The following is a 19058-nucleotide window of genomic DNA, read 5'->3' as shown; positions in this document are numbered from 1 at the left end:
AGCCATCGTCGTTGACGCGCCGCGGCCCTGCCCGCCCGGCGGGTCAGTCGGCGACGGCGCGGCTGCCCTCCCGGGGGCGTGGGACGGCGTCGTTGCCGTCCGCGTTCGCCGTGCTCTCGTTCATGAAGGCCTCGCGCAGGTCGGCGAGGGCGTCGTCGACGGAGTCGTGGACGTCGAAGATCCGTTGGATTCCGAAGAGTTGGAGGATCTTGCGGGTGTGGGTCTCGGGTCCGGGGAGGACCAGCCGGAGCCGGCCGCCGCGGGAGGACAGCATGCGGCGGGTGGCGACCAGCACGGCGAAGCCGGTCGAGTCGCAGAAGTCGACCCGGCTGATGTCCACCACCATGCGCAGACAGCCTTCGGTGACCAGCCGCTGGAGACGCTCGCGGAGTGCGGAGACTCCGCTGATGTCCACCTCGCCGGCGACCTGGACGACCGTCCAGCCGTATCGCTCCCCGTAGCTCACGCTCAGTGCCACTCTGGTGCCTTTCTCCTGGGATCGCGGGGGGTATGCGGCCTCTGCCCGATTCCGACGGCCCGAACCCTGTTCCGAGTGACGATTTCGCGGCTGGAGGGAGGAATTTCCGCGAAATGTCATGTCAGGGATCCGTTCGACGGTCGAATTCAATGCTTCACCCGACGATCTGCACAGGATTTCCTCCGCTTGGCGGTACCGGAGGCGGGCGCTCGACGTCCCGGCCGGGACGCGCCGTCCGGGGGCCGGTGACAGGCTGGGAGGGAGTGCCCGGCGAAGGGAGACCGCCATGATCACCACCGATTTCGTGCCCGGCTCACCGTGCTGGCTGGACCTGGGCGCACCGGACGTGTCGGCCGCCGGCGACTTCTACGGGGCAGTGCTGGGTTGGGAGTTCGAGCCGATGGAGGACTCCGGCGGCGCCTTCGGACTGGCCAGGTCGCGGGGCCGCACGGCCGCGGGGATCGGGCTGCTGACCGAGCGCGGGGCCCGTTCGGCGTGGATGCTGTACTTCTTCACCCCGGACGTCCACGAGACCGCCGCCTCCGTCCTGCGGGCGGGCGGCACGGTGCGGGTGGAGCCGCAGGACGCGGACGGCTGGGCGGCGGTGGCGCAGTTCACCGACCCGCAGGGCGGCCGGTTCGCGGCGTGGACGCCGGGCCGGGCGCGCGGCCTGGAGGCGACGGACGATCCGGGCGCGCTGTGCTGGACGGAGCTGTACACCTCGGACGCGTCGGCGGCGCTGGCGTTCTACCAGACGGTGTTCGGCTGGCAGCGCGAGGACATGGCGATGCCCGGCGGCGGGGGCGGGACGTACGTCATCGTCACCCCGGCCGGTCAGCCCCGGGAGCGGATGCACGGCGGCATCCTCCAGGTGCCGGCCGAGCAACTGTCGTTGTCCCAGGGCGTGCCGGACTGGCACCCGGTGTTCACGGTCACCGACTGCGACGCGGCCGCCGCCACCGTGCGCACCAAGGGCGGCGAGGTGCTGGTGGGCCCGTCGGACGCGCCGGGCATCGGGCGGATGGCGGTGTGCCTGGACGGCGCGGGCGCGGACTTCGTGCTGATGACCCCGGCCGCCGTGCCGACCTACTGACCGCCTGCCAGGCCGCGCGCCTCCCGCAGGCGGCGCCCGGTGCTGTCGGGGTCGATCAGCGGGTCGGGGTAGTCGGCGGGACGTCGGCGGGCCCGCCAGGGGCGGTGGATCTCGCGGCCGGGCAGCGCGGCGAGTTCGGGCACCCAACGCCGGACGTACGCCCCGTCGGGGTCGTAACGGTCGGCCTGGGCAAGGGGGTTGAGGACCCGGTTGGGTCGGGTGTCGGTGCCGGTGCCGGCCACCCACTGCCAGTTCAGCTGGTTGTTGGCCAGGTCGCCGTCGACCAGGTGGGCGAGGAAGTGGCGGGCGCCGAGCCGCCAGTCCAGGTACAGGGACTTGGCCAGGAAGCTCGCGGTGAGCAGTCGGGCCCGGTTGTGCATCCAGCCGGTCTCGGTGAGCTGCCGCATCCCGGCGTCGATGATCGGGAACCCGGTGCGGCCCTGCCGCCAGGCGGCGAGTTCGTCCTCGTCGGTGCGCCAACTGTCGTTCCGGGTGCGGTAGTCGGCGTGTGCGGCGGCCGGGCGGGCGGCGAGCACCTGGTGGTGGAAGTCGCGCCACACCAGCTGCCGGACGAAGGCGTCCGCGCCGGGTCCGCCGCGCCGCTCGGCGAGGTGGACCAGCTCGTTCGCGGACAGGCAGCCGAAGTGCAGGTACGGCGACAGGTGCGAGGTGCCGTCGGCGGCCAGGTCGTCGTGCAGGTCGGCGTACTGGCCGCTGTCCCAGTGCCGCCAGGCCCGGCGGGCGGCGCTCTCGCCGGGTTCGGGCAGGCGGGCGGCGGTCGGCTCGGCGGCCTCGACGTCCGTGCCGCGCAGCCCGGTCGGGGTGGCGACGGCGCGGGGCGCGGGCAGCGGGGTGCGGCGGCCGACCTGCTGCCAGGCCCGGTGGTAGGGGGTGAACACCGCGTAGTGGTCGCGTCCGGCGGGTGTCACCGCGCCGGGCGGCACGGCCGTCAGCGAGCCCTCGTGGACCCGCAGGCGGTCCCCGAGGGCGTGCCGCAGCCGCTGTTCGCGCCGCCGGGCGTAGCCGCTGACCCCGGCGGCGAGATGCACGGCCGTCGCATCGACTTCGGCGGCCAGCCGGGCGGTCTGCTCGGCGGTGTCGCCGTGGCGCACCAGCAGCGCGCTGCCGGCCCGACGCAGCGCGGTGTCCAGGTCGGCGAGGCAACCGGCAAGGAACGCAAGGCGGTTGGGGGCGTCGAAGCCGGCCGCGGCGATCGCCGGGTCGGTGACGAACAGCGGCACCACCTGGTCGGCCTCGGCGCACGCGGCGTGCAGGGCGGGGTTGTCGTGCAGGCGCAGGTCCTGGGTGAACAGGACGACGGCGACGGTCATGGCGGGGGCGCGCCTTCCGTGGGCGGTGCGGACCGGACGAACGGGCCGCAGGGGACGGGCGTCCCCCTGTCTTCTTCGGAGCGAACACCGCCGCGGATGAGCATTCGGTGCCAACTTCCTTGCGGCGTCGGGAACATCCCGGCGCGCGGCCACGTTCCTCCGAGGTCCCCACTGCCTTGCCGCCCTTGGGAGCGCCATGCCCGAACTCACGTCCGCCGTGTCCGCCGTCCACTCGGTCCTTCCGCCGCTCGGCGCCCAGGCCGAGCGCCTGGTCGAGTTGGGGGTGCACGAGACCGCCCGGCTGTCGGCCGCCGACCTGCGCGCCTTCGCCGCGGCCGCCGAGACCACCGCGCCCGCCGACGGCGCCCTGCTCGCCGTCCGTCCCGACCTCGCCCCCGCGTCCGCGCTCGCGCCGCTGCTGCGCCGGGACGGGAAGGCGGGCTTCGTCGTCGTCGACATGCCGGACGTGGACGACTTCGGGCCGATCGGGACGGTGTCGCTGCCGGACGCGCCGCTGTACCTGCTCACCGGCCTCGACCGGGGCGACCGGATGGCCAACTGGAGCCCCGACGAGGCACTCCCGGCCCTGGCCGCCGAGGACCGCACCCCGCTGCTGCTCACCGAGGGCATCCACTGGGTGCTGCAACAGCCCGAGGTGCTGGAACGCAACCACTGCTTCATGACCATCGGCTCCCGGCTGCGCAAGCCCACCGGCGCGCTCGACGCCCGCACCCCGGCGCTGTGGATCAGCAACGGCACCGGGCGCGACGGCCGCGAGCGCCGCGACGCGCCGAAGGTCGGCTGGTGCTGGGCCGGCAACCGGCACACCTGGCTCGGCTTCGCCTCCGCGACCGGCCGCCACCCGTAGACCCCGACCCGGCCCGGACGTTCGAGTACCGTCGGGTCCGAACGGCGCGGGACGTGACAGCGGCCCGCGCACAGCCTCGACGCAGCAGGAGCGACAGCGTGCAGCAGCTCACGTACGGCGACATCAAGGCGGCCGGCGAGCGGATCGCCGGGCGGGTCCGGCCCGTCGCGGTGGCCCCGCTCGACCTGCCCGGCGGGGCCGGCGAGGTCTGGGCTGCGCTCGAACTCCTTCAGCACACCGGGTCGTTCAAGGCCCGCGGCGCGCAGAACTTCGTCCAGGCGCACCGGGAGGCCGGCACCCTGCCCGACGCGGGGGTGACCATCGCGTCGGGCGGCAACGCGGGCCTGGCGTGCGCCTGGGCGGCCCGGCAGCAGGGCGTCCGGGCGACGGTGTTCCTGCCGGAGAACGCGCCGGCGGTGAAGGTGGCCCGGCTGCGCGGCTACGGGGCCGAGGTGCGGCTGGCGGGCCGCGAGTACGCGGAGGCGCTGGCGGCCTGCGAGGAGTTCGCGGCGGCCTCGGGGGCGTTGGCCTCGCACGCCTACGACCATCCGCTGATCGCCGCCGGCGCGGGCACCCTGCTGGACGAGGTGCGCGACCGGCTCCCGTCCGTGGACACGGTGGTGGTGTCGGTCGGCGGCGGCGGCCTGTTCGCGGGCGTGGCCACCGCGGCGCGCGAGCACGGGGTGCGGACGGTCGCCGTGGAGCCGGCGGGTTCGCAGGCGCTGCACGCGGCGGTGGCGGCGGGCCGGCCGGTGGACGTCACCGTGGAGTCGGTGGCCGCCGACTCGCTCGGCGCCCGGCGGGCCTCCGCGGCGGCGCTGCTGGCCGCCGGGCAGGACGGGGTGAGCTGCGTCCTGGTGTCCGACGAGGAGATCGTCCGAGCGCGCCAACTCCTCTGGGACGGGCACCGGTTGGCGGTGGAGCACGCCGCGTCGACGGCGCTCGCCGCGCTCACCGGCGGCGGGTACCGGCCCGCCGAGGGCGAGCGGGTGTGCGTGGTGCTGTGCGGGGCCAACACCGATCCGGGCACGCTGGCCTGACGCCACGTCAGGTTCCTGCTCCGCCGTATCCGCCCTGTCGGAGGGCGGCGCTACGGTGCTGCCCATGACCTCTCGCCACGCCCCGGTCGACAACGACTGGGACCGTCAACTCGCCGACGCCTTCGGGATGATGATCGGCCGCCCGCTGCACGAGTTCGACCCGGACGCGGTGTACGCGGCCGGCCTCGGCGGCAACCTGATCAACGAGGTCGAGTTCGACCACGACCCCGCCTGGGTGCGGCCGCAGGCACTGAGCGGGGCCGAACCGGTGTGCTGGGACGCCTCGTTGTTCGACAACAGCGCCCGCACCCCGGTCTTCGACGCCGCCGGTTCGATCTTCGGCATCCCCGCCGACCGTGACTCGCCCGCCCTGCCGGAGCCGTTCGCGTCCTCCGTGGCCGCAGCCTGCTTCTCCGACGGCCTGATCCGCGGCGCGGACCTCGCCCCGCTGCTGGTCGAGCACGGCGTCGACCTTGCCGAGCACCCGGGCAGTTGGGTGGTCCACTTCGCCCGCCTGCGCTCCGACGGCACCCTGCTGGACGCGTTCCGCGCCGCCCTCGACACCGGCCGCACCCCCGAGGAGCTGATCCCGTTCGAGGTCACCCCGGAGGAGGGCTGGGAGGAGGACCTCGCGACCGTCGCGCACCCCGGCCTGCGCGCCCACGTCTCCTACTTCCTCACCGACGGCGAGGTGGGCCTGATGCCGATGTTCGACGACGCCCGCGCCTTCGGCCTCGACGACTACGCCTGCGAGGCCGTCATGGGCTGGGAGGACGGCTTCGGCCAGATCGACCTGAGCATCATCCGCCTGAGCCCCGAGGTCGCCGGCCCCCGCACCTGAGGCCCCACTTTCCCCCGGCCCGCACGGCCGCTCAGACCCGTACGACCGCTCAGATCCGTACGGCCGCCGCCCGGGCTTCCGGCGCCGGGTGGCGGTCGCGGAAGGTGAAGGCGTCCGGGCCGGGCCCGTGGTCCCGGAGGCGGGCGATGCGGCCCATGGCCTCGGCGGCGGTCGGGCGGTGGCCGGCCGGGACCCACCACAGGGCCTGGTGCGGGCCGTCGGGGCGCTCGAACCACTCGCGGCGGCGGCTCAGCACCCGCAGGTGGTCGCTGCGGAAGGCGTACTCCCACAGCGCCTCGACGGACTCCCACACCGAGCAGTTGAGCTGGAACTTCTCGTCGGCCAGCTCGGGGTGCGCGGCGACCGCCGCCGGCTCCGCGTCGTCCACCAGCCGCCACACGAAACCGGGGCTGCGCTCGGCGAGGGCGTTCATCTCGTCGAGCTGGTCGACGAAGTCGGCGACCAGCGGGGAGTGGCGTGGGGCGAGGAGGCGGCCGATGTTGATCTGGGCGAGCTGATAACCGGTCATGGGGCAAGCATGGCCCGCCCCACGATCTATCGTCAATGATTTTAGTTTTTAGAGAGTGCGACGCAGCATCCGCCCGGGCACGCCTCCATCCTCGCCGACCACTCCTCCCCCGCCAGGCCGTCCAGCAGCGCCAGGTTCATCCCGCAGACCAGGCCCGGGAACTCCTCGGCCAGCGCGTGGAACGGGCAGTTCCGCAGCCGCAGCACCTCGCCGTCCCGGAACGGCGCGTAGCCGCGGGCCCGCAGCGCCTCCTCCAGGTCCGCCCCGGCCGCGTCCGCCTCCGCCGCGCCGGCGGCCTTCGCCGCCGCCTGCAACTCCAGGTCCAGCCCGGCCCGTTCGACCGTCTCGGCGAGCAGCCGGCCGGCCGCGTCGTAGGAGCGCGGCGGCACCGACACCGCGAACTCCCCCTCCGCCCGCCGGTACAGCTTGGCCGGCCGCCCGGCGCCCGGGCCGGTCCGGCCCGACAGCCGCCGGTAGGAGACCGTCAGCAGCCCGGCCTCGACCAGCTTGTCCAGGTGGAACGCGGCCAGCGACCGGGAGATCCCGACCGCCTCCGCCGCCGCGTCCCGCCCCACCTCCTCCAGCGCCCCCGCCACATGCCGGTACAGCCTGCGCCGCACCGGTTCGCCCAGCGCGCCCAGCACCGCGTACGAGTCGTCCTCAGCAGTCATTCGGCGAGTCTATGACCAACAGTCGTACCCGAAAGAACGTGCGGCTGCCCGGTGGCGCGAATCCGCTGCCGGGGCGGCGACGTTGCGCCAGGCTCGGGGATTCCCCGCCAGCACTATCTACACCTCTGTAGAGTGATCTCTCCCGATCGGACTCGAAGGAGGCCCACAGTGCTCCCTCCGCAGCTGCGGACCGACCCCGCCTGGTGCCCGCCGGAACCCGAAGTCCGCCCCGCCTACCAACCCGTCGAGGTCCGCCTCGACGACTCCGACGACTGGACCCTCGGCCGCATCAACGCCTGGTGGCACGCCCCCGACGGCACCCCCTGGTGCCGTCTGCGCCTGATCGGCGCCGAGCCGCACTGGCGCCCGTACGACCCCGACCGCGTCCTCCTGCTGCCCAGCGTCGGCACCTGACGGCCCGACCGCACGCGAGGTGCGGCCGGGCCGTCAGGTGCGGTCAGCGGCGCGTGCGGTCAGCGGCGGGTGCGGTCAGCGGCGGGTGCCGCAGCTGGGGCAGAACGCCGAGCCCGCGGGAACGTCCGCGTGACAGGAGGTGCACTGCGCGGGTTGGGCGAGCCGGAAGCCGCAGGCCGGGCAGAACGGGGTGCCGTGCGTCTCGGCGCTGCACTGCGGGCAGACGAGTTGGCGCGGCGCGGTGACGTCGAAGTTCCGGGCCTGGGACTGGCCGTGCTGGTACGCGTTCTCCACCACCGCGTCGTTGAGGCCGCGCTGCGTGGCGGCGACGGCCTCGGCGGCGGTGTCGGGCGCGCAGCCCAGGCACAGGCCCTGGGCGGCGTTCCAGCAGCGTTCGCAGACGTAGTGGGTGCAGCGGGCGCAGCGCTTGAAGTGCTGCTGGGCGTTGCCGACGGCGCGTTCGAAGGCGGCGTCGCGGCCGTTGCCCCAACTCGCCCCGGCCAGGCCGTCAGCGGCGTTGGTGAGGCCGTTGGAGGCGCTGCCGCCGAGCAGGCTCCACGCGGCGTTGACGCCCTTGTTGATCCAGCCCGCGGCCTGCCCGGTGCGGAACGGCTCGAACGGTGAGCGCCAGGTGTCGTAGCAGCGCGAGCAGGAGAACTCGAACTGGAATCCCGCGCCGGTGCCGTGCTGCTCGCTCAGGTCCCGGTAGTTGTTGCTGAAATAGATCTCACTCATGGCCGCCGCCTTACCCCCACAGTTCTCACAGGTTCGCCGCAAGGCTCCCACACGGCCGTGCCGGAGCCGGGACCGGCCCCCGAACTTCCGCCTGGTGGTGCCCCTTTGACGGGGGTCAGCGGCCGAAGAGGACTGGTCCCAGCACGGAGGGACGGAACAGCGCGCTCGGCGGTTCCACCATGGAGACGACGCGGTGGAACGCCGCGGAGACGGTGGCGTCGGTGGCGGCGCGGACGAGGACGCGGTCGAGGTAGCGGTGCTGGAGGCGGACGACGGGGCCGCGTCCACCGCCTGTCGTGCCGGCGAAGCGGACGTCCTCGTTGGCGGCGATCACCCAGGGGTGCCGGGTGACGGCGCAGATCGCCCGGCGGGCCTCGCGGACGGTGGCGGGCCCGAGGGCGCCGTGCCGGCGGGCGGCCTCGCGCAGCGCGCGGGCGCCGAGCGCGGCGACGCTGATGCCCTGCGCGTAGACCGGGTTGAAGGTGCACGCGGCGTCGCCGAGGGCGAGGAAGCCGGGCGGGTCGGTGCGTTCGTGGCGCCGCCACACGCTCGGGCCGGGGACGAACCCCCGTGCCGGGCCGACGGGTTCGGCGCCGGCGATGGCCTCGGCGATGGCGGGGTCCCGGAGTTCGCCGAGCTGCTTCTCGAACTCCTGCGGCTGGATGGACGGTTCGAAGCCGCGCATGCCGCCGAGGCTGACCAGCCAGCGGTTGCCCTCGACGGGCAGCAGGACGGCGAACCGGCCGTGTTCGGGGGCGCGGGTCTGCACGTCGAGGGCGATTTGGTCCTCGCGCCCGGGCGGGCGGTGGTAGAACCGGCTGGCGTAGGCGACGCCGGCGTCGATCCGCTCCACGGGCGTGTTGGGGAAGCCGAGCCCGATCAGCCACCGCCCCGAGCGGGTGCCGCGCCCGGCGGCGTCGACGACCAGTTCGGCGGCGAGGTCGGTGACGGGCGCGCCCTCGCGGCCGCGTTCGCGCAGCTGCACGCCGGTGACGCCCTGCCGGCTGCCGAGCAGGCCGACGACCTCGGTGCCCTCCAGGATCTCGATCGACGGTTCGCTGCGGACCCGGTCGAGGACGGTGCGGTCGAGCAGCGGCCGGCTGCAGCTGAGGATCGTCACCTCGCTGTCGTAGGGGGCGAGGTGCCCGATCGAGGTGAGCACCCGCAGGCCGCTCGGGACGGCCACCAACTGGGCTCCGGCGGAGAGGAGTTCGGCGAGCGCTCCGGGCATCAGCTCGTCGATGGCGCGGTGCCCGGCCTCCAGCAGCAGGTGCCCGTGCCGACCCTGCGGGACGCCGGCGCGGAAGTCCGTGCCGTCCGGGTAGCGGTCGCGTTCGACCACCACGACCCGCCGCGCGACGCCGCGCAGCGCCCAGGCGGCCAGGCACCCGGCCGGCCCGCCGCCGATCACCACCGCCGTGCCGCGGTCCCCGACCGCCCTCCCCGCAGGACTCATGCACCGTACAGTAGGGGACACGACGCGCACCGTCACCGGGGCGCGCGGCTCCGACCGCCACTGCGCCGTCCGGGCGACCCTGCGGGCGTTGCGAGCCGACGGATCGTCAATGTCCGTCGTGGGATTGGCCGGTGACTTCCGAACAGATCCTGATCGGGTCGGGGCTGACGGTGGTGCTCGCCGTGGCGTCCCAGGTGCTGGCGGCCCGGCTGCGCGTCCCGGCGATCATCCTGCTGCTGCCGGCCGGGTTCACGGCGGGCGCGCTCACCGACGACGTCCAACCGGACCGGCTGCTCGGCCCGGCGTTCTCCCCGCTGGTGTCGCTCGCCGTCGCGGTCGTCCTGTACGACGCCGGGCTCGGCCTGGACCTGCGGCGACTCACCGGCGGCACCCGGCACGCGGTGGTCCGGCTGGTGTGGGTCGGCGTCGCCCTGACCGCGCCGACCGCCGCGCTGGTGGCGGCCCCGCTGCTCGGGCTGTCGGCGGGGGCGGCGGTGATGCTCGGCGCGATCCTGGTGGTGTCGGGGCCGACGGTGGTCGGCCCGCTGCTGAACTTCGTCCGGCCGACCGAGCGGGTGCAGCGGATCCTGCTGTGGGAGGGCTCCCTGATCGACGCGGTCGGCGGCATCCTCGGCGCGCTGGTCTTCCATGCCCTGCTCAACGAGCAGCACCGCACCCTCGGCCACGGCCTGCTGGGGTTCGCGGCCAGTGTCGGCGTCGGCCTGACCCTCGGGCTACTCGGGGTGGCCCTGCTGTGGTGGCTGCTGGTGCGCGTGCGGCTCGGCGAAGTCCTCGGCACCAGCGTCCAGTTGGCGGCCGTGCTGGGCGTCGCCGCGGCGGCCGACGCGCTGCGCGACGACACCGGGCTGATCACCGCGATCGTGATGGGCGTGGTGGTCGCCACCGTCCCCGCGTTCGACCTGCCGGCCCGCCGGCCGTTCTTCGAGACCCTGGTGTCGCTGATCGTCGGCGTGCTGTTCGTGTCGATCTCCGCCACCGTCTCCTGGTCCGCGCTGCGCCCGGTGCTGCTGCCCGCGCTCGGGCTGGTCGCCGTCCTGGTGCTGCTGGTGCGACCGCTGGTCGGCGCGCTGTCCACGGCGGGCTGCGGACTGACGGAGGGCGAGCGGGCCTTCGTCGGCTGGATGGCGCCGCGCGGCATCGTCGCCGCGTCCACCGCCGCGACCTTCTCCACCGGCCTGGTCGCGGCCGGCGTCGGCGGCGCGCAGAAGATCCTGCCCGCGACGTTCGTGGTCGTCGTCGCCACCGTCACCCTGTACGGCCTCACCGCCGTCCCCGTCGCCCGCCTGCTGCACGTGGTGCGCCGGGCCCGCTCGCGCCCGCTGCTGGTCGGCGGCGAACCGTGGACGGTCGAACTCGCCACCGTACTGCGCTCGGCCGGCCTCGACGTGCTGCTCTGGGCCGGCCGCGACGAGCAGCGCGCCCGCATCACCGCCGCCGGACTCCCGCTCGCGGAAGGCGAGTTGCTCGCCGAGACCGCCGAACAGGAGGGCATCACCGCGGTCTACCTGCTCACCCCCGAGGACGAGTTCAACGCCCTCGCCGCCACCGTCCTGCGGGACACCACCCCGCTCCCGGTGCACCGCCTCGCCGCCACCCGTCCCGGTCCGGGCATCACCGCCCCCGGCCCGCCGGTCTCCGTCCTGCCCGCCGCCCTCACCGCCCCCGAACTCGCCCGCCGCCACGCCGCCGGCGCCGCCGTCCGCCGCCACCCCGCGCACGGCCCACTCCCGCCCGGCCACACCCTCCTCTTCACCCTCGACCGCACCGGCACCCTCCTCCCCGCCACCCCCCGGGGCCGCCCCGCCAAGCCCGGGCAGATCACCGAACGCATCACCCTCGGCCCGCCCTGACGCGGCCTCACGTCAGCAGGATCGGATTGGTCAGCGCCGCCGGCCGCCCGTCCGGGTGACGGACCTCGACCCGCACGAAGGACGTCTCGGCGGCATCCGCGGTCAGGCCCGCCTGCCACCGCGCCTTGCCGCGTTCGGTGTGGACGCGCACCTGCGGGTCGGGCACCCCGGCCAGGTCCAGATGCAGGGCGACGGGGCGGCCCGCGGTGGCCAGACGCTCGCCGATGCCGGCCCGGCGGCCGTCCGCCTCGGCGGTGAACTCCAGCTCCACGGCGGCGGATTCGGCGATCCAGCTGCGTCCGGCGCGCAGCGCGGCGAGGATCGCCGGGGAGTCGAGCTGCTCGGCGTGGACGACGGTCTGCGGGGTGCCGAGCTGGCCCGGCAGGTGGGCGTCGCTGTTGCCGAGGGCCGGCTGTGGGCGTCCGGCGCGCACTCCGGCGGCCAGCCGGCGGCCCCATTCGGCGTGCGCGGCATGGTTGTCGGCGTTCCACGGCCGGTCGGAGGTCCACTCGCCGTTCCACACCTCGACCGCGTCGAACGCCTCCAGCGGGAACATCAAGTCCCCGCCCGGGTACGGCGCGTGGGGGTGCGCGGCGACGCACAGACCGCCGGCCGCCCGCACCTCGCGCAGTGCCCGGTCGAAGGCCGGATCGCCCACCCGGTGCCGCCAGTCGACGAGTTGCCCCGGGCGCAGGCCCAGGGCCAGCCAGTGGCCGGTGCGGGTGGTGACTTCCTGCCCGAGCAGGATCAGCAGGTCGTCGCCGCCGAGTTCGTCCCAAACGCCGGGCGGGGCGGGGCAGTTGTGTTCGGTGACGGCCAGGAAGTCCAGCCCGGCGGCGCGGGCCGCCGCCGCCAGTTCGGCGGGCGTGAGTTGACCGTCCGAGTGCACCGAGTGCACATGGCAGTCGCCCCGGTACCAGTCGCCCATCGCCCACCTCCCCGCCGTCAACGGCGCTGCACCGCAAGGGAGTTCCGCGAGCGGCTCAGCCGAGTGCGAACCAGGGGGCGGGGGCGTCGGCGAGGGCCTTGTCGAGCAGCAGGGTGTCGTTCGCGGAGAGCGGCGGGAGGGCGTCGAGGGGATACCAGTCCACGGCGAGGGATTCGTCGTCGTTGACGTGGGCGTCACCGGCCAGGTAGCGGCAGCGGAAGGCGACGTTGAGGAACTGGACCTGGTCGCCGTTGGCGCAGACGGAGGCGGGGAGGGTGAGCACGCTGGTGATCCGCTCGGGGCGGACGGTGACGCCGGTCTCCTCCAGCACCTCCCGCACCACCGCGTCGGCGGGCTGCTCGCCGGGCTCGACGATGCCGTGCAGCAGCGCCCAACGCCCGCTGTCGGAGCGGCGGTTGAGCAGGATCCTGCCCTCCTCCACGACCACCGCGGTGACGCCGGACAGCCAGAGCGGGGCGTGCCCGATGTGCTCGCGCAGGTCGAGGATGAACTTCGGAGTGGCCATGCCCGTACCTTAGGGCCTGTCCGGTCGATCTTGTCGGATCAGCGCGCGTCTCCCCCGGCCCTTGCGGGCCGGGAGGTGCCCCCATTTCGCGCCCGGCTGGGCGTGCCGGCGAACCGTCCTCGTACTGGGTGTACTTGGATGGTTTGCCGGTGCGTCCAGGCGGGATGATCCGGCGGCGCGCGCCCGGCAAGAACGACCGGACAGGCCCTGAGCAGCGCCGGGACCGGGGATCAACCACCATCCGTGCCGTGTCCGAAGGCGGGACCGGGGATCAACCACCGTCCGCACCGTGTCCGGGAGCGCCCGGAAAACGCGGAGCGCCGCCGCCCGCCCCGCGAGGGGCTGTGGCGGCGGCGCTCCGACGGTGCGTCAGGCCAGGGTGCCGAGCGCGTCGTTGAAGGTCTTCGACGGGCGCATCACGGCGGCGGCCTTGGCCGGGTCGGGCTGGTAGTAGCCGCCGAGCTCGACGGGCTGGCCCTGGACGGCGATCAGCTCGTCGACGATGGCCTGCTCCTGCTCGGCGAGGGACTGCGCGAGCGGGGCGAACGCGGCGGCCAGCGCGGCGTCCTCGGTCTGCGCGGCCAGCTCCTGGGCCCAGTACAGGGACAGGTAGAAGTGGCTGCCGCGGTTGTCGATGCCGCCGAGGCGACGCGACGGCGACTTGTCCTCGTTGAGGAAGGTGCCGGTGGCGCGGTCCAGGGTGTCGGCGAGGACCTTGGCGCCGGTGTTGCCGGTGGTGGTGGCCAGGTGCTCGAAGGAGGCGGCCAGCGCGAAGAACTCGCCGAGCGAGTCCCAGCGCAGGTAGTTCTCCTTGACCAGCTGCTGGACGTGCTTCGGGGCGGAGCCGCCGGCGCCGGTCTCGAACAGGCCGCCGCCCGCCATCAGCGGGACGACCGACAGCATCTTGGCGCTGGTGCCCAGCTCCAGGATCGGGAACAGGTCGGTCAGGTAGTCGCGCAGCACGTTGCCGGTGACGGAGATGGTGTTCTCGCCGCGGCGGATGCGCTCCAGGGAGAGCTTGGTGGCCTCGACCGGGGACAGGATCTGGATGTCCAGGCCCTCGGTGTCGTGCTCGGGGAGGTAGGTGTTGACCTTCTCGATCAGCACGGCGTCGTGCGCGCGGTTCGAGTCCAGCCAGAACACGGCCGGGTCGCCGGTGGCGCGGGCGCGAGTGACGGCCAGCTTGACCCAGTCCTGGATCGGCAGGTCCTTGGTCTGGCAGGCGCGGAAGATGTCGCCCGGCTGGACGGCCTGCTCCAGCACGGTCTCGCCGTCGGCGTCGACCAGGCGGACGGTGCCGGCGGCGCCGATCTCGAAGGTCTTGTCGTGGCTGCCGTACTCCTCGGCGGCCTGGGCCATCAGGCCGACGTTCGGGACCGAGCCGATGGTGGCCGGGTTCAGCGCGCCGTGGGCGCGGCAGTCGTCGATGACGGCCTGGTAGACGCCCGCGTAGGAGCTGTCCGGCAGAACGGCCAGGGTGTCGGCCTCCTTGCCGTCCGGGCCCCACATGTGGCCGGAGGTGCGGATCATGGCCGGCATCGAGGCGTCCACGATGACGTCGCTGGGGACGTGCAGGTTGGTGATGCCCTTGTCGGAGTCGACCATGGCGAGGGCCGGGCCGTCGGCGATCTCGGCGTCGAAGGAGGCCTTGATCTCGGCGCCGTTGGCGAGCTTGTCCAGGCCGGCCAGGATGCCGCCGAGGCCGTTGTTCGGGTTCAGACCGGCGGCGACCAGCTCGGGGCCGAACGCGGCGAAGGTCTTCGGGAAGAAGCTGCGCACCACGTGGCCGAACAGGATCGGGTCGGAGACCTTCATCATGGTGGCCTTGAGGTGCACCGAGAACAGCACGCCCTCGGCCTTGGCGCGGGCGACCTGCGCGGCCAGGAACTCGTTCAGCGCGGCGGCGCGCATCACGGACGCGTCGACGACCTCGCCGGCCAGCACCGGGACCTTCTCGCGCAGCACGGTGGCGGCGCCGTCCTCGGTGACCAGCTCGATGCGCAGCGCGCCGTCCGCGGCGATCACGGCGGACTTCTCGGTGGAGGCGAAGTCGTTGACGCCCATGGTGGCGACGTTGGTCTTGGAGTCGGCCGACCAGGCGCCCATGCGGTGCGGGTGGGTCTTGGCGTAGTTCTTCACCGACAGCGGGGCGCGGCGGTCCGAGTTGCCCTCGCGCAGCACCGGGTTGACGGCGGAGCCCTTGACCTTGTCGTAGCGGGCGCGGACGTCGCGCTCCTCGTCGGTCTTCGGCTCGTCCGGGTACTCCGGCAGCGCGTAGCCCTGGGCCTGCAGCTCCGCGATGGCGGCCTTCAGCTGCGGGACGGAGGCCGAGATGTTCGGCAGCTTGATGATGTTCGCGCCGGGGGTCTTGGCCAGCTCGCCCAGCTCGGCGAGGGCGTCCGCGATGCGCTGGTCCTCCTGGAGGTACTCCGGGAAGACGGCGATGATCCGACCGGCCAGCGAGATGTCCCGGGTCTCCACGCTCACACCTGCGGTGGCGGCGTAGGCCTGGACAACCGGCAGGAAGGAGTACGTGGCGAGGGCGGGCGCCTCGTCCGTGTGGGTGTAGATGATGGTCGAGTCAGTCACCGTAGCTCCAGCTTCCACGTCTGCAACGTCTTGACGTCAAGATATCTCGACTCGGGGGCATCTCCGCAACCAACCCCCCGCACACGTCCCCCGACGGGCCCCGCCCGATGTCGGCGGGCCAGGCCAGACTGCCGCCATGACCTCCCCGTTTCCCACCGCCCCGACCACCCGGCAGCACCTCGAAACCCGGCTCAGGCTCCCCCGACGTGCCGCCTCCCGTGGCGAGGGTTGGTGTCGTCAGCGGGTCTCTGCGCGGTGGGCGATGTTGCGGGCCATGCCGCCGAAGACTGCGGCGTGGAAGGGGGCGACGGACCACCAGTAGGCCTGGCCGGCGAGGCCGTGGGGGTGGAAGAGGGCGCGTTGGCGGTAGCGTGCGCCGCCGCTCTCGGGGGTGACGGTGAGTTCGAGCCAGGCCAGGCCGGGCAGGCGCATCTCGGCGCGCAGGCGGAGCAGGCGGCCGGGTTCGATCTCCTCGACGCGCCAGAAGTCGAGGGAGTCGCCGACCCGCAGCCGCCCGGGCGAGCGCCGTCCGCGCCGCAGGCCGACGCCGCCGGCCAGCCGGTCGAGCGCGCCGCGCACCCACCAGGCGAGCGGGAACGAGTACCAGCCGTGCTCGCCGCCGATGCCCTCCACCACCTGCCACAGCGCCTGCGGGTCGGCGTCGACGTGGCGTTCCCGGACGTCCTGGTAGAGGCTGCCGCCCGCCCAGTCGGGGTCGGTGGGCAGCGGGTCGCTGGGCGCGCCGGGCAGCGAGGCGGAGGACCAGCGGGTGGCGACCTCGTCGTCGCGGATGCGGCGCAGCGCGAGCGAGACGGCCCGGTCGAAGCCGATCGCGCCGCCGGGCGGGTCGGGGATCCAGCGCGCCACGTCGTGTTCGGCGCACACCACTTCGTGCCGCAGTGATTCGACCAGCGGCCGGGCCAGGGCGCCGGGGACGGGCGTCACCAGGCCGACCCAGTGCGCGGACAGTCCCGGGCTGAGTACCGGCACCGCGACGATCACCCGGCGTCGCAGGCCCGCCAGCAGGGCGTAGCGCTGCATCATGGCGCGGTAGGTGAGCGCCTCGGGCCCGCCGATGTCGAACACCCGGTCGGTGTCGGGTCCGTCCGGCAGTCCGGCCGCGCCGACCAGGTACCGCAGGACGTCGCGGACGGCGATCGGCTGGATCCGGGTGTCCACCCAGCGCGGGGTGACCATCACGGGCAGCCGTTCGGTGAGGTGGCGCAGCATCTCGAAGGAGGCCGAGCCGGAGCCGATCACCACGGCCGCCCGCAGCTCGGTGACGGGCACGCCGCCCTCGCGCAGCGCCCTCCCGGTGGCGACGCGGGAGCGCAGGTGGGGCGAGAGCTGCCCCTCGGGGACGTCGCGCGGCGCCAGCCCGCCCAGGTAGACGATCCGCCGCACCCCGGCCCGGGCGGCGGCGTGCCCGAACGCGCGGGCGGCTTCCCGGTCCAGGGTCTCGAAGTCCGGGCCGGTGCCGAGCGAGTGCACCAGGTAGTAGGCGACGTCCACGCCGTCGAGCGGCCCGTCGAGGGTCTCGGGCCGGGTGACGTCCCCCGCGAGGGCCTCCACCGCGCCGCGCCACGGGTGGTCGCGCAGCCGGGACGGCTCCCGCACCAGGCAGCGCACCCGGTGGCCGTCGGCCAGCAGTTCGGGCACCAGTCGCCCGCCGAGATATCCGGTCGCGCCGGTCACCAGACAACGCACCGTCTCCGCCTCCTCGTTCCGCCGGTCGGTTCGGTCAGTTCGGTCGGTTCGGTCGATCATCCCCGGATCGGCGGTTCCTCGGCGATCCGGGCGCGGCGGTGGGCGGCGACCCGCTCCCGGGTGGCGCAGCGGCGGGAGCAGTAGCGGCGTTCGGGGCCGCTGCCCTGCGTCAGGTACACGTTCCGGCAGCGCGACGCCGCGCAGCTCCCGCCGGGCGGGCGGCCGCGTTCCCACAGCAGCACGGCCAGCGCCAGGCAGGACGAGGCGATCAGCCACTCGTCCCACGGCGCGTCGTCGTCGCGGTCGAGGTGCGGGTGCCAGCCGGTGGCGCCGCCGTGGGTGGTGAGCCGCAGCGGGCCGGTGTGTTCGCGCAGCAGGCGGTTGAGGGCGGCGGCCGCACGGTCGGTGTCGGGCGCGTCGAACACCTCCCGCAGCAGTCCCGCGGCGGCCCGCAGTGCGTCCGCGTCCTGGTCCGTGAGCGCGACGGGCTCGGGTTCGCCGTGCGCGCGCAGGATCTCGGCGAGTGCGGACGGGTCGGCGGTGGCGGCGTTGATCAGGGCGGCGGCGCGCCGGGCCGAGGTGAGGACGGACGGGCGCGGGTCGGCTGGGGTGGTCGGCACGTCGGCAATGTAACGCACCTTGTGGGGTTTTCCGTTACCGACGTAGCGTCCGGCGGGTGATCAGCCGTACTCCCCTGGCCCGCTGCCTGACCGGTGCCGCGCTGGCCCGCACGGGTGACGAGATGTCCGGTCCCGCGCTGCTGCTGGCCGGCTTCGCCGCGACGGGCTCCACCAGCGGGTCCGCCGCCCTGCTCGCCGCCCTGACCGCCGCCTCCGCCCTCGGCGGCCCTCTCCTCGGCATCCGCCTCGATCGCTCCCCCCGGCCGGGCCGTCTGCTGGCCCGGTCGCTCGGGCTGTACGCGGCGGGTCTGCTGGCGGTCCTCGCCGCTCTGGGCCGGCTCCCCCTGCCCGCCGTCCTCCCGCTGGCCGCCGCCGCCGGGCTGCTCGGCCCTGCCGTGTCCGCCGGATGGACGTCCCAACTTCCGCGCGTGGCACCGCTGTTGGCCAGGTCCACCGCCCTCGACGCGATGACCTACGACGCCGCCGCGCTCGCCGGCCCGGCCCTGGCGGGCGCGACGGCGACGGCGCTCGGCGGGGACGCGGCCGTCCTGATCGCGGCGGCCCTGATCGCCGCCGCGCTGCCGGCCGCGTGGGCCCTGCCCGCCCGCGACGGGACGAGCCGCGCGGGCCTGGACGACACCGATCCGCACCCGGATGACAGTCGGCCCCGGCTGTGCCCCACCACGGCCCCCGAGCACGCCGCGCCCGGCCGCGAAGCCGTCTCCCTGCGCGCCGAACTCGCCTCCGGCCTAAGGGTGTTGATGTCCCGCCCGGCACTGGCGCGGGCGACGGTCGTCTCGGTCGGCGCGTCCGCAGGGCAGGGCATGCTGGCGGCCTGCCTGCCGCTGCTGGGCGAACGCGCCCTCGGCGGCGCGAACCGGGGCCCGCTCCTGCTGGCCTGCACGGCGGTGGCCGCCCTGCTCGCGAACGCGGTGCTCGCCCGCCGCCCGCATCTGCTCGCGCCGGACGCGGCGGTCCGGTTCGGCGCGCTGCTCCAGGCGGCCGCACTGGCCCTGGCCGCGACCGGCGGGCCGCTCGTCCTGGTGGTGGCCGCCGTTCTGGCGGGTCTCGGCGAGGGCCCGCAGCTGACCGGCCTGTTCGCCGTCCGGCACCGCGAGGCCCCGTCCCGCCTGCGCAGTCAGATCTTCGCCACCGGCGCCAGTCTCAAGATCACCGCCTTCGCCCTCGGCGCCGCGCTGGCCGGCCCCCTCGCGACCCGCTCGGTGCCCGCCACCCTGGCCCTCGCCGCCGCCCTGACCGCCGCCGCGGCCCTGTGCCGCCCGCCCCGGCGCGGGAACGCGCCGGCCGCGCGTCGCGGGGGCGGTTCGGGTCGATGAGGGTGTCGAGTGCGCAGGCCGGGT

General features: G+C 74.6%; 18 protein-coding genes. 7 read left to right on the top strand and 11 right to left on the bottom strand.

The features are described from left to right. Positions 1 to 43: 43 nt before the first annotated feature. The gene (locus tag ACFV4P_RS02160; protein ID WP_380466336.1) at positions 44 to 478 is read right to left on the bottom strand and encodes an STAS domain-containing protein; all 435 of its coding nucleotides are present in this window, start codon (positions 476 to 478) and stop codon (positions 44 to 46) included. Positions 479 to 764: 286 nt separating this feature from the next. Between ACFV4P_RS02160 and ACFV4P_RS02155 the strand changes: the two genes are divergently transcribed. Next, the gene (locus ACFV4P_RS02155; protein WP_380466334.1) at positions 765 to 1571 is read left to right on the top strand and encodes a VOC family protein; all 807 of its coding nucleotides are present in this window, start codon (positions 765 to 767) and stop codon (positions 1569 to 1571) included. Here ACFV4P_RS02155 and ACFV4P_RS02150 read toward each other — a convergent pair. Then, the gene (locus ACFV4P_RS02150) at positions 1565 to 2902 is read right to left on the bottom strand and encodes a cryptochrome/photolyase family protein (protein WP_380466332.1); all 1338 of its coding nucleotides are present in this window, start codon (positions 2900 to 2902) and stop codon (positions 1565 to 1567) included. The two genes, ACFV4P_RS02155 and ACFV4P_RS02150, sit on opposite strands and share 7 nt — an antisense overlap. Positions 2903 to 3098: 196 nt before the next feature. On the opposite strand from ACFV4P_RS02150, the gene ACFV4P_RS02145 reads away from it, so the two are divergent. The 3 genes from ACFV4P_RS02145 to ACFV4P_RS02135 all read left to right on the top strand — a co-directional run bounded on the left by ACFV4P_RS02145 (position 3099) and on the right by ACFV4P_RS02135 (position 5651). Further along, positions 3099 to 3770 carry a DUF5701 family protein gene (locus ACFV4P_RS02145; RefSeq protein ID WP_380466330.1) on the top strand — a complete coding sequence of 224 codons (672 nt, stop codon included), beginning with the start codon at positions 3099 to 3101 and terminating at the stop codon, positions 3768 to 3770. A gap of 98 nt (positions 3771 to 3868) precedes the next feature. Next, on the top strand, positions 3869 to 4810 hold the full coding sequence (locus tag ACFV4P_RS02140; protein ID WP_380466329.1) for a serine/threonine dehydratase: 942 nt from the start codon (positions 3869 to 3871) through the stop codon (positions 4808 to 4810). A gap of 64 nt (positions 4811 to 4874) precedes the next feature. Next, complete coding sequence (locus ACFV4P_RS02135) at positions 4875 to 5651, top strand: hypothetical protein (protein WP_380466327.1); 777 nt, start codon at positions 4875 to 4877, stop codon at positions 5649 to 5651. Positions 5652 to 5700: 49 nt separating this feature from the next. Here ACFV4P_RS02135 and ACFV4P_RS02130 read toward each other — a convergent pair whose 3' ends face one another. Together ACFV4P_RS02130 and ACFV4P_RS02125 are read right to left on the bottom strand one after the other, a co-directional pair. Further along, complete coding sequence (locus tag ACFV4P_RS02130) at positions 5701 to 6180, bottom strand: DUF3291 domain-containing protein (RefSeq protein WP_380466325.1); 480 nt, start codon at positions 6178 to 6180, stop codon at positions 5701 to 5703. A gap of 41 nt (positions 6181 to 6221) precedes the next feature. Continuing rightward, on the bottom strand, positions 6222 to 6851 hold the full coding sequence (locus ACFV4P_RS02125; protein WP_380466323.1) for a helix-turn-helix transcriptional regulator: 630 nt from the start codon (positions 6849 to 6851) through the stop codon (positions 6222 to 6224). 168 nt (positions 6852 to 7019) lie between these two features. Between ACFV4P_RS02125 and ACFV4P_RS02120 the strand changes: the two genes are divergently transcribed. Continuing rightward, a complete protein-coding gene (locus ACFV4P_RS02120; protein ID WP_380466321.1) occupies positions 7020 to 7265 on the top strand; it encodes a hypothetical protein in 246 nt (81 codons plus the stop codon). 75 nt (positions 7266 to 7340) lie between these two features. Here ACFV4P_RS02120 and ACFV4P_RS02115 read toward each other — a convergent pair whose 3' ends face one another. Both ACFV4P_RS02115 and ACFV4P_RS02110 read right to left on the bottom strand, forming a co-directional pair. Next, entirely contained in the window at positions 7341 to 8000 is a 660-nt protein-coding gene (locus ACFV4P_RS02115; protein WP_380466319.1) for a zinc ribbon domain-containing protein, read from the bottom strand. A 115-nt stretch (positions 8001 to 8115) separates the two neighbouring features. Beyond that, a complete protein-coding gene (locus ACFV4P_RS02110) occupies positions 8116 to 9456 on the bottom strand; it encodes an NAD(P)/FAD-dependent oxidoreductase (RefSeq protein WP_380466317.1) in 1341 nt (446 codons plus the stop codon). Positions 9457 to 9587: 131 nt separating this feature from the next. Here ACFV4P_RS02110 and ACFV4P_RS02105 point away from each other — a divergent pair, with 131 nt between their 5' ends. Further along, complete coding sequence (locus ACFV4P_RS02105; RefSeq protein ID WP_380466315.1) at positions 9588 to 11327, top strand: cation:proton antiporter; 1740 nt, start codon at positions 9588 to 9590, stop codon at positions 11325 to 11327. 7 nt (positions 11328 to 11334) lie between these two features. On the opposite strand, the gene ACFV4P_RS02100 is transcribed toward ACFV4P_RS02105, so the two are convergent. From ACFV4P_RS02100 to ACFV4P_RS02080, 5 genes are all read right to left on the bottom strand, one after another. Further along, a complete protein-coding gene (locus tag ACFV4P_RS02100) occupies positions 11335 to 12255 on the bottom strand; it encodes a CehA/McbA family metallohydrolase (protein WP_380466313.1) in 921 nt (306 codons plus the stop codon). Positions 12256 to 12310: 55 nt separating this feature from the next. Then, entirely contained in the window at positions 12311 to 12781 is a 471-nt protein-coding gene (locus tag ACFV4P_RS02095) for an NUDIX domain-containing protein (RefSeq protein WP_380466311.1), read from the bottom strand. 369 nt (positions 12782 to 13150) lie between these two features. Beyond that, entirely contained in the window at positions 13151 to 15370 is a 2220-nt protein-coding gene (locus ACFV4P_RS02090; RefSeq protein ID WP_380466309.1) for an NADP-dependent isocitrate dehydrogenase, read from the bottom strand. A 237-nt stretch (positions 15371 to 15607) separates the two neighbouring features. Further along, a complete protein-coding gene (locus tag ACFV4P_RS02085) occupies positions 15608 to 17137 on the bottom strand; it encodes an SDR family oxidoreductase (protein ID WP_380466307.1) in 1530 nt (509 codons plus the stop codon). Next, positions 17134 to 17697 carry a CGNR zinc finger domain-containing protein gene (locus ACFV4P_RS02080; RefSeq protein ID WP_380466305.1) on the bottom strand — a complete coding sequence of 188 codons (564 nt, stop codon included), beginning with the start codon at positions 17695 to 17697 and terminating at the stop codon, positions 17134 to 17136. Before ACFV4P_RS02080 ends, ACFV4P_RS02085 begins: the two co-directional genes overlap by 4 nt. A 56-nt stretch (positions 17698 to 17753) precedes the next feature. Between ACFV4P_RS02080 and ACFV4P_RS02075 the strand changes: the two genes are divergently transcribed. Next, positions 17754 to 19034: an MFS transporter gene (locus tag ACFV4P_RS02075; RefSeq protein ID WP_380466303.1), complete on the top strand. Its 1281-nt coding sequence runs from the start codon at positions 17754 to 17756 to the stop codon at positions 19032 to 19034. Positions 19035 to 19058 lie beyond the last annotated feature (24 nt).

The organism is Kitasatospora sp. NPDC059795 (assembly GCF_042732175.1).
Classification (GTDB): domain Bacteria; phylum Actinomycetota; class Actinomycetes; order Streptomycetales; family Streptomycetaceae; genus Kitasatospora.
Note: the sequence above shows the minus strand (reverse complement) of the source record. Positions and strands in the feature narration are given on the sequence as shown.

Excerpts from the sequence above, each read along its gene's own strand:
- ACFV4P_RS02155 (WP_380466334.1), top strand. The coding sequence starts at position 765 with ATGATCACCACCGATTTCGTGCCCGGCTCACCGTGCTGGCTGGACCTG.
- ACFV4P_RS02150 (WP_380466332.1), bottom strand. The coding sequence starts at position 2,902 with ATGACCGTCGCCGTCGTCCTGTTCACCCAGGACCTGCGCCTGCACGAC.
- ACFV4P_RS02145 (WP_380466330.1), top strand. The coding sequence starts at position 3,099 with ATGCCCGAACTCACGTCCGCCGTGTCCGCCGTCCACTCGGTCCTTCCG.
- ACFV4P_RS02135 (WP_380466327.1), top strand. The coding sequence starts at position 4,875 with ATGACCTCTCGCCACGCCCCGGTCGACAACGACTGGGACCGTCAACTC.
- ACFV4P_RS02130 (WP_380466325.1), bottom strand. The coding sequence starts at position 6,180 with ATGACCGGTTATCAGCTCGCCCAGATCAACATCGGCCGCCTCCTCGCC.
- ACFV4P_RS02125 (WP_380466323.1), bottom strand. The coding sequence starts at position 6,851 with ATGACTGCTGAGGACGACTCGTACGCGGTGCTGGGCGCGCTGGGCGAA.
- ACFV4P_RS02115 (WP_380466319.1), bottom strand. The coding sequence starts at position 8,000 with ATGAGTGAGATCTATTTCAGCAACAACTACCGGGACCTGAGCGAGCAG.
- ACFV4P_RS02110 (WP_380466317.1), bottom strand. The coding sequence starts at position 9,456 with ATGAGTCCTGCGGGGAGGGCGGTCGGGGACCGCGGCACGGCGGTGGTG.
- ACFV4P_RS02100 (WP_380466313.1), bottom strand. The coding sequence starts at position 12,255 with ATGGGCGACTGGTACCGGGGCGACTGCCATGTGCACTCGGTGCACTCG.
- ACFV4P_RS02095 (WP_380466311.1), bottom strand. The coding sequence starts at position 12,781 with ATGGCCACTCCGAAGTTCATCCTCGACCTGCGCGAGCACATCGGGCAC.
- ACFV4P_RS02085 (WP_380466307.1), bottom strand. The coding sequence starts at position 17,137 with ATGATCGACCGAACCGACCGAACTGACCGAACCGACCGGCGGAACGAG.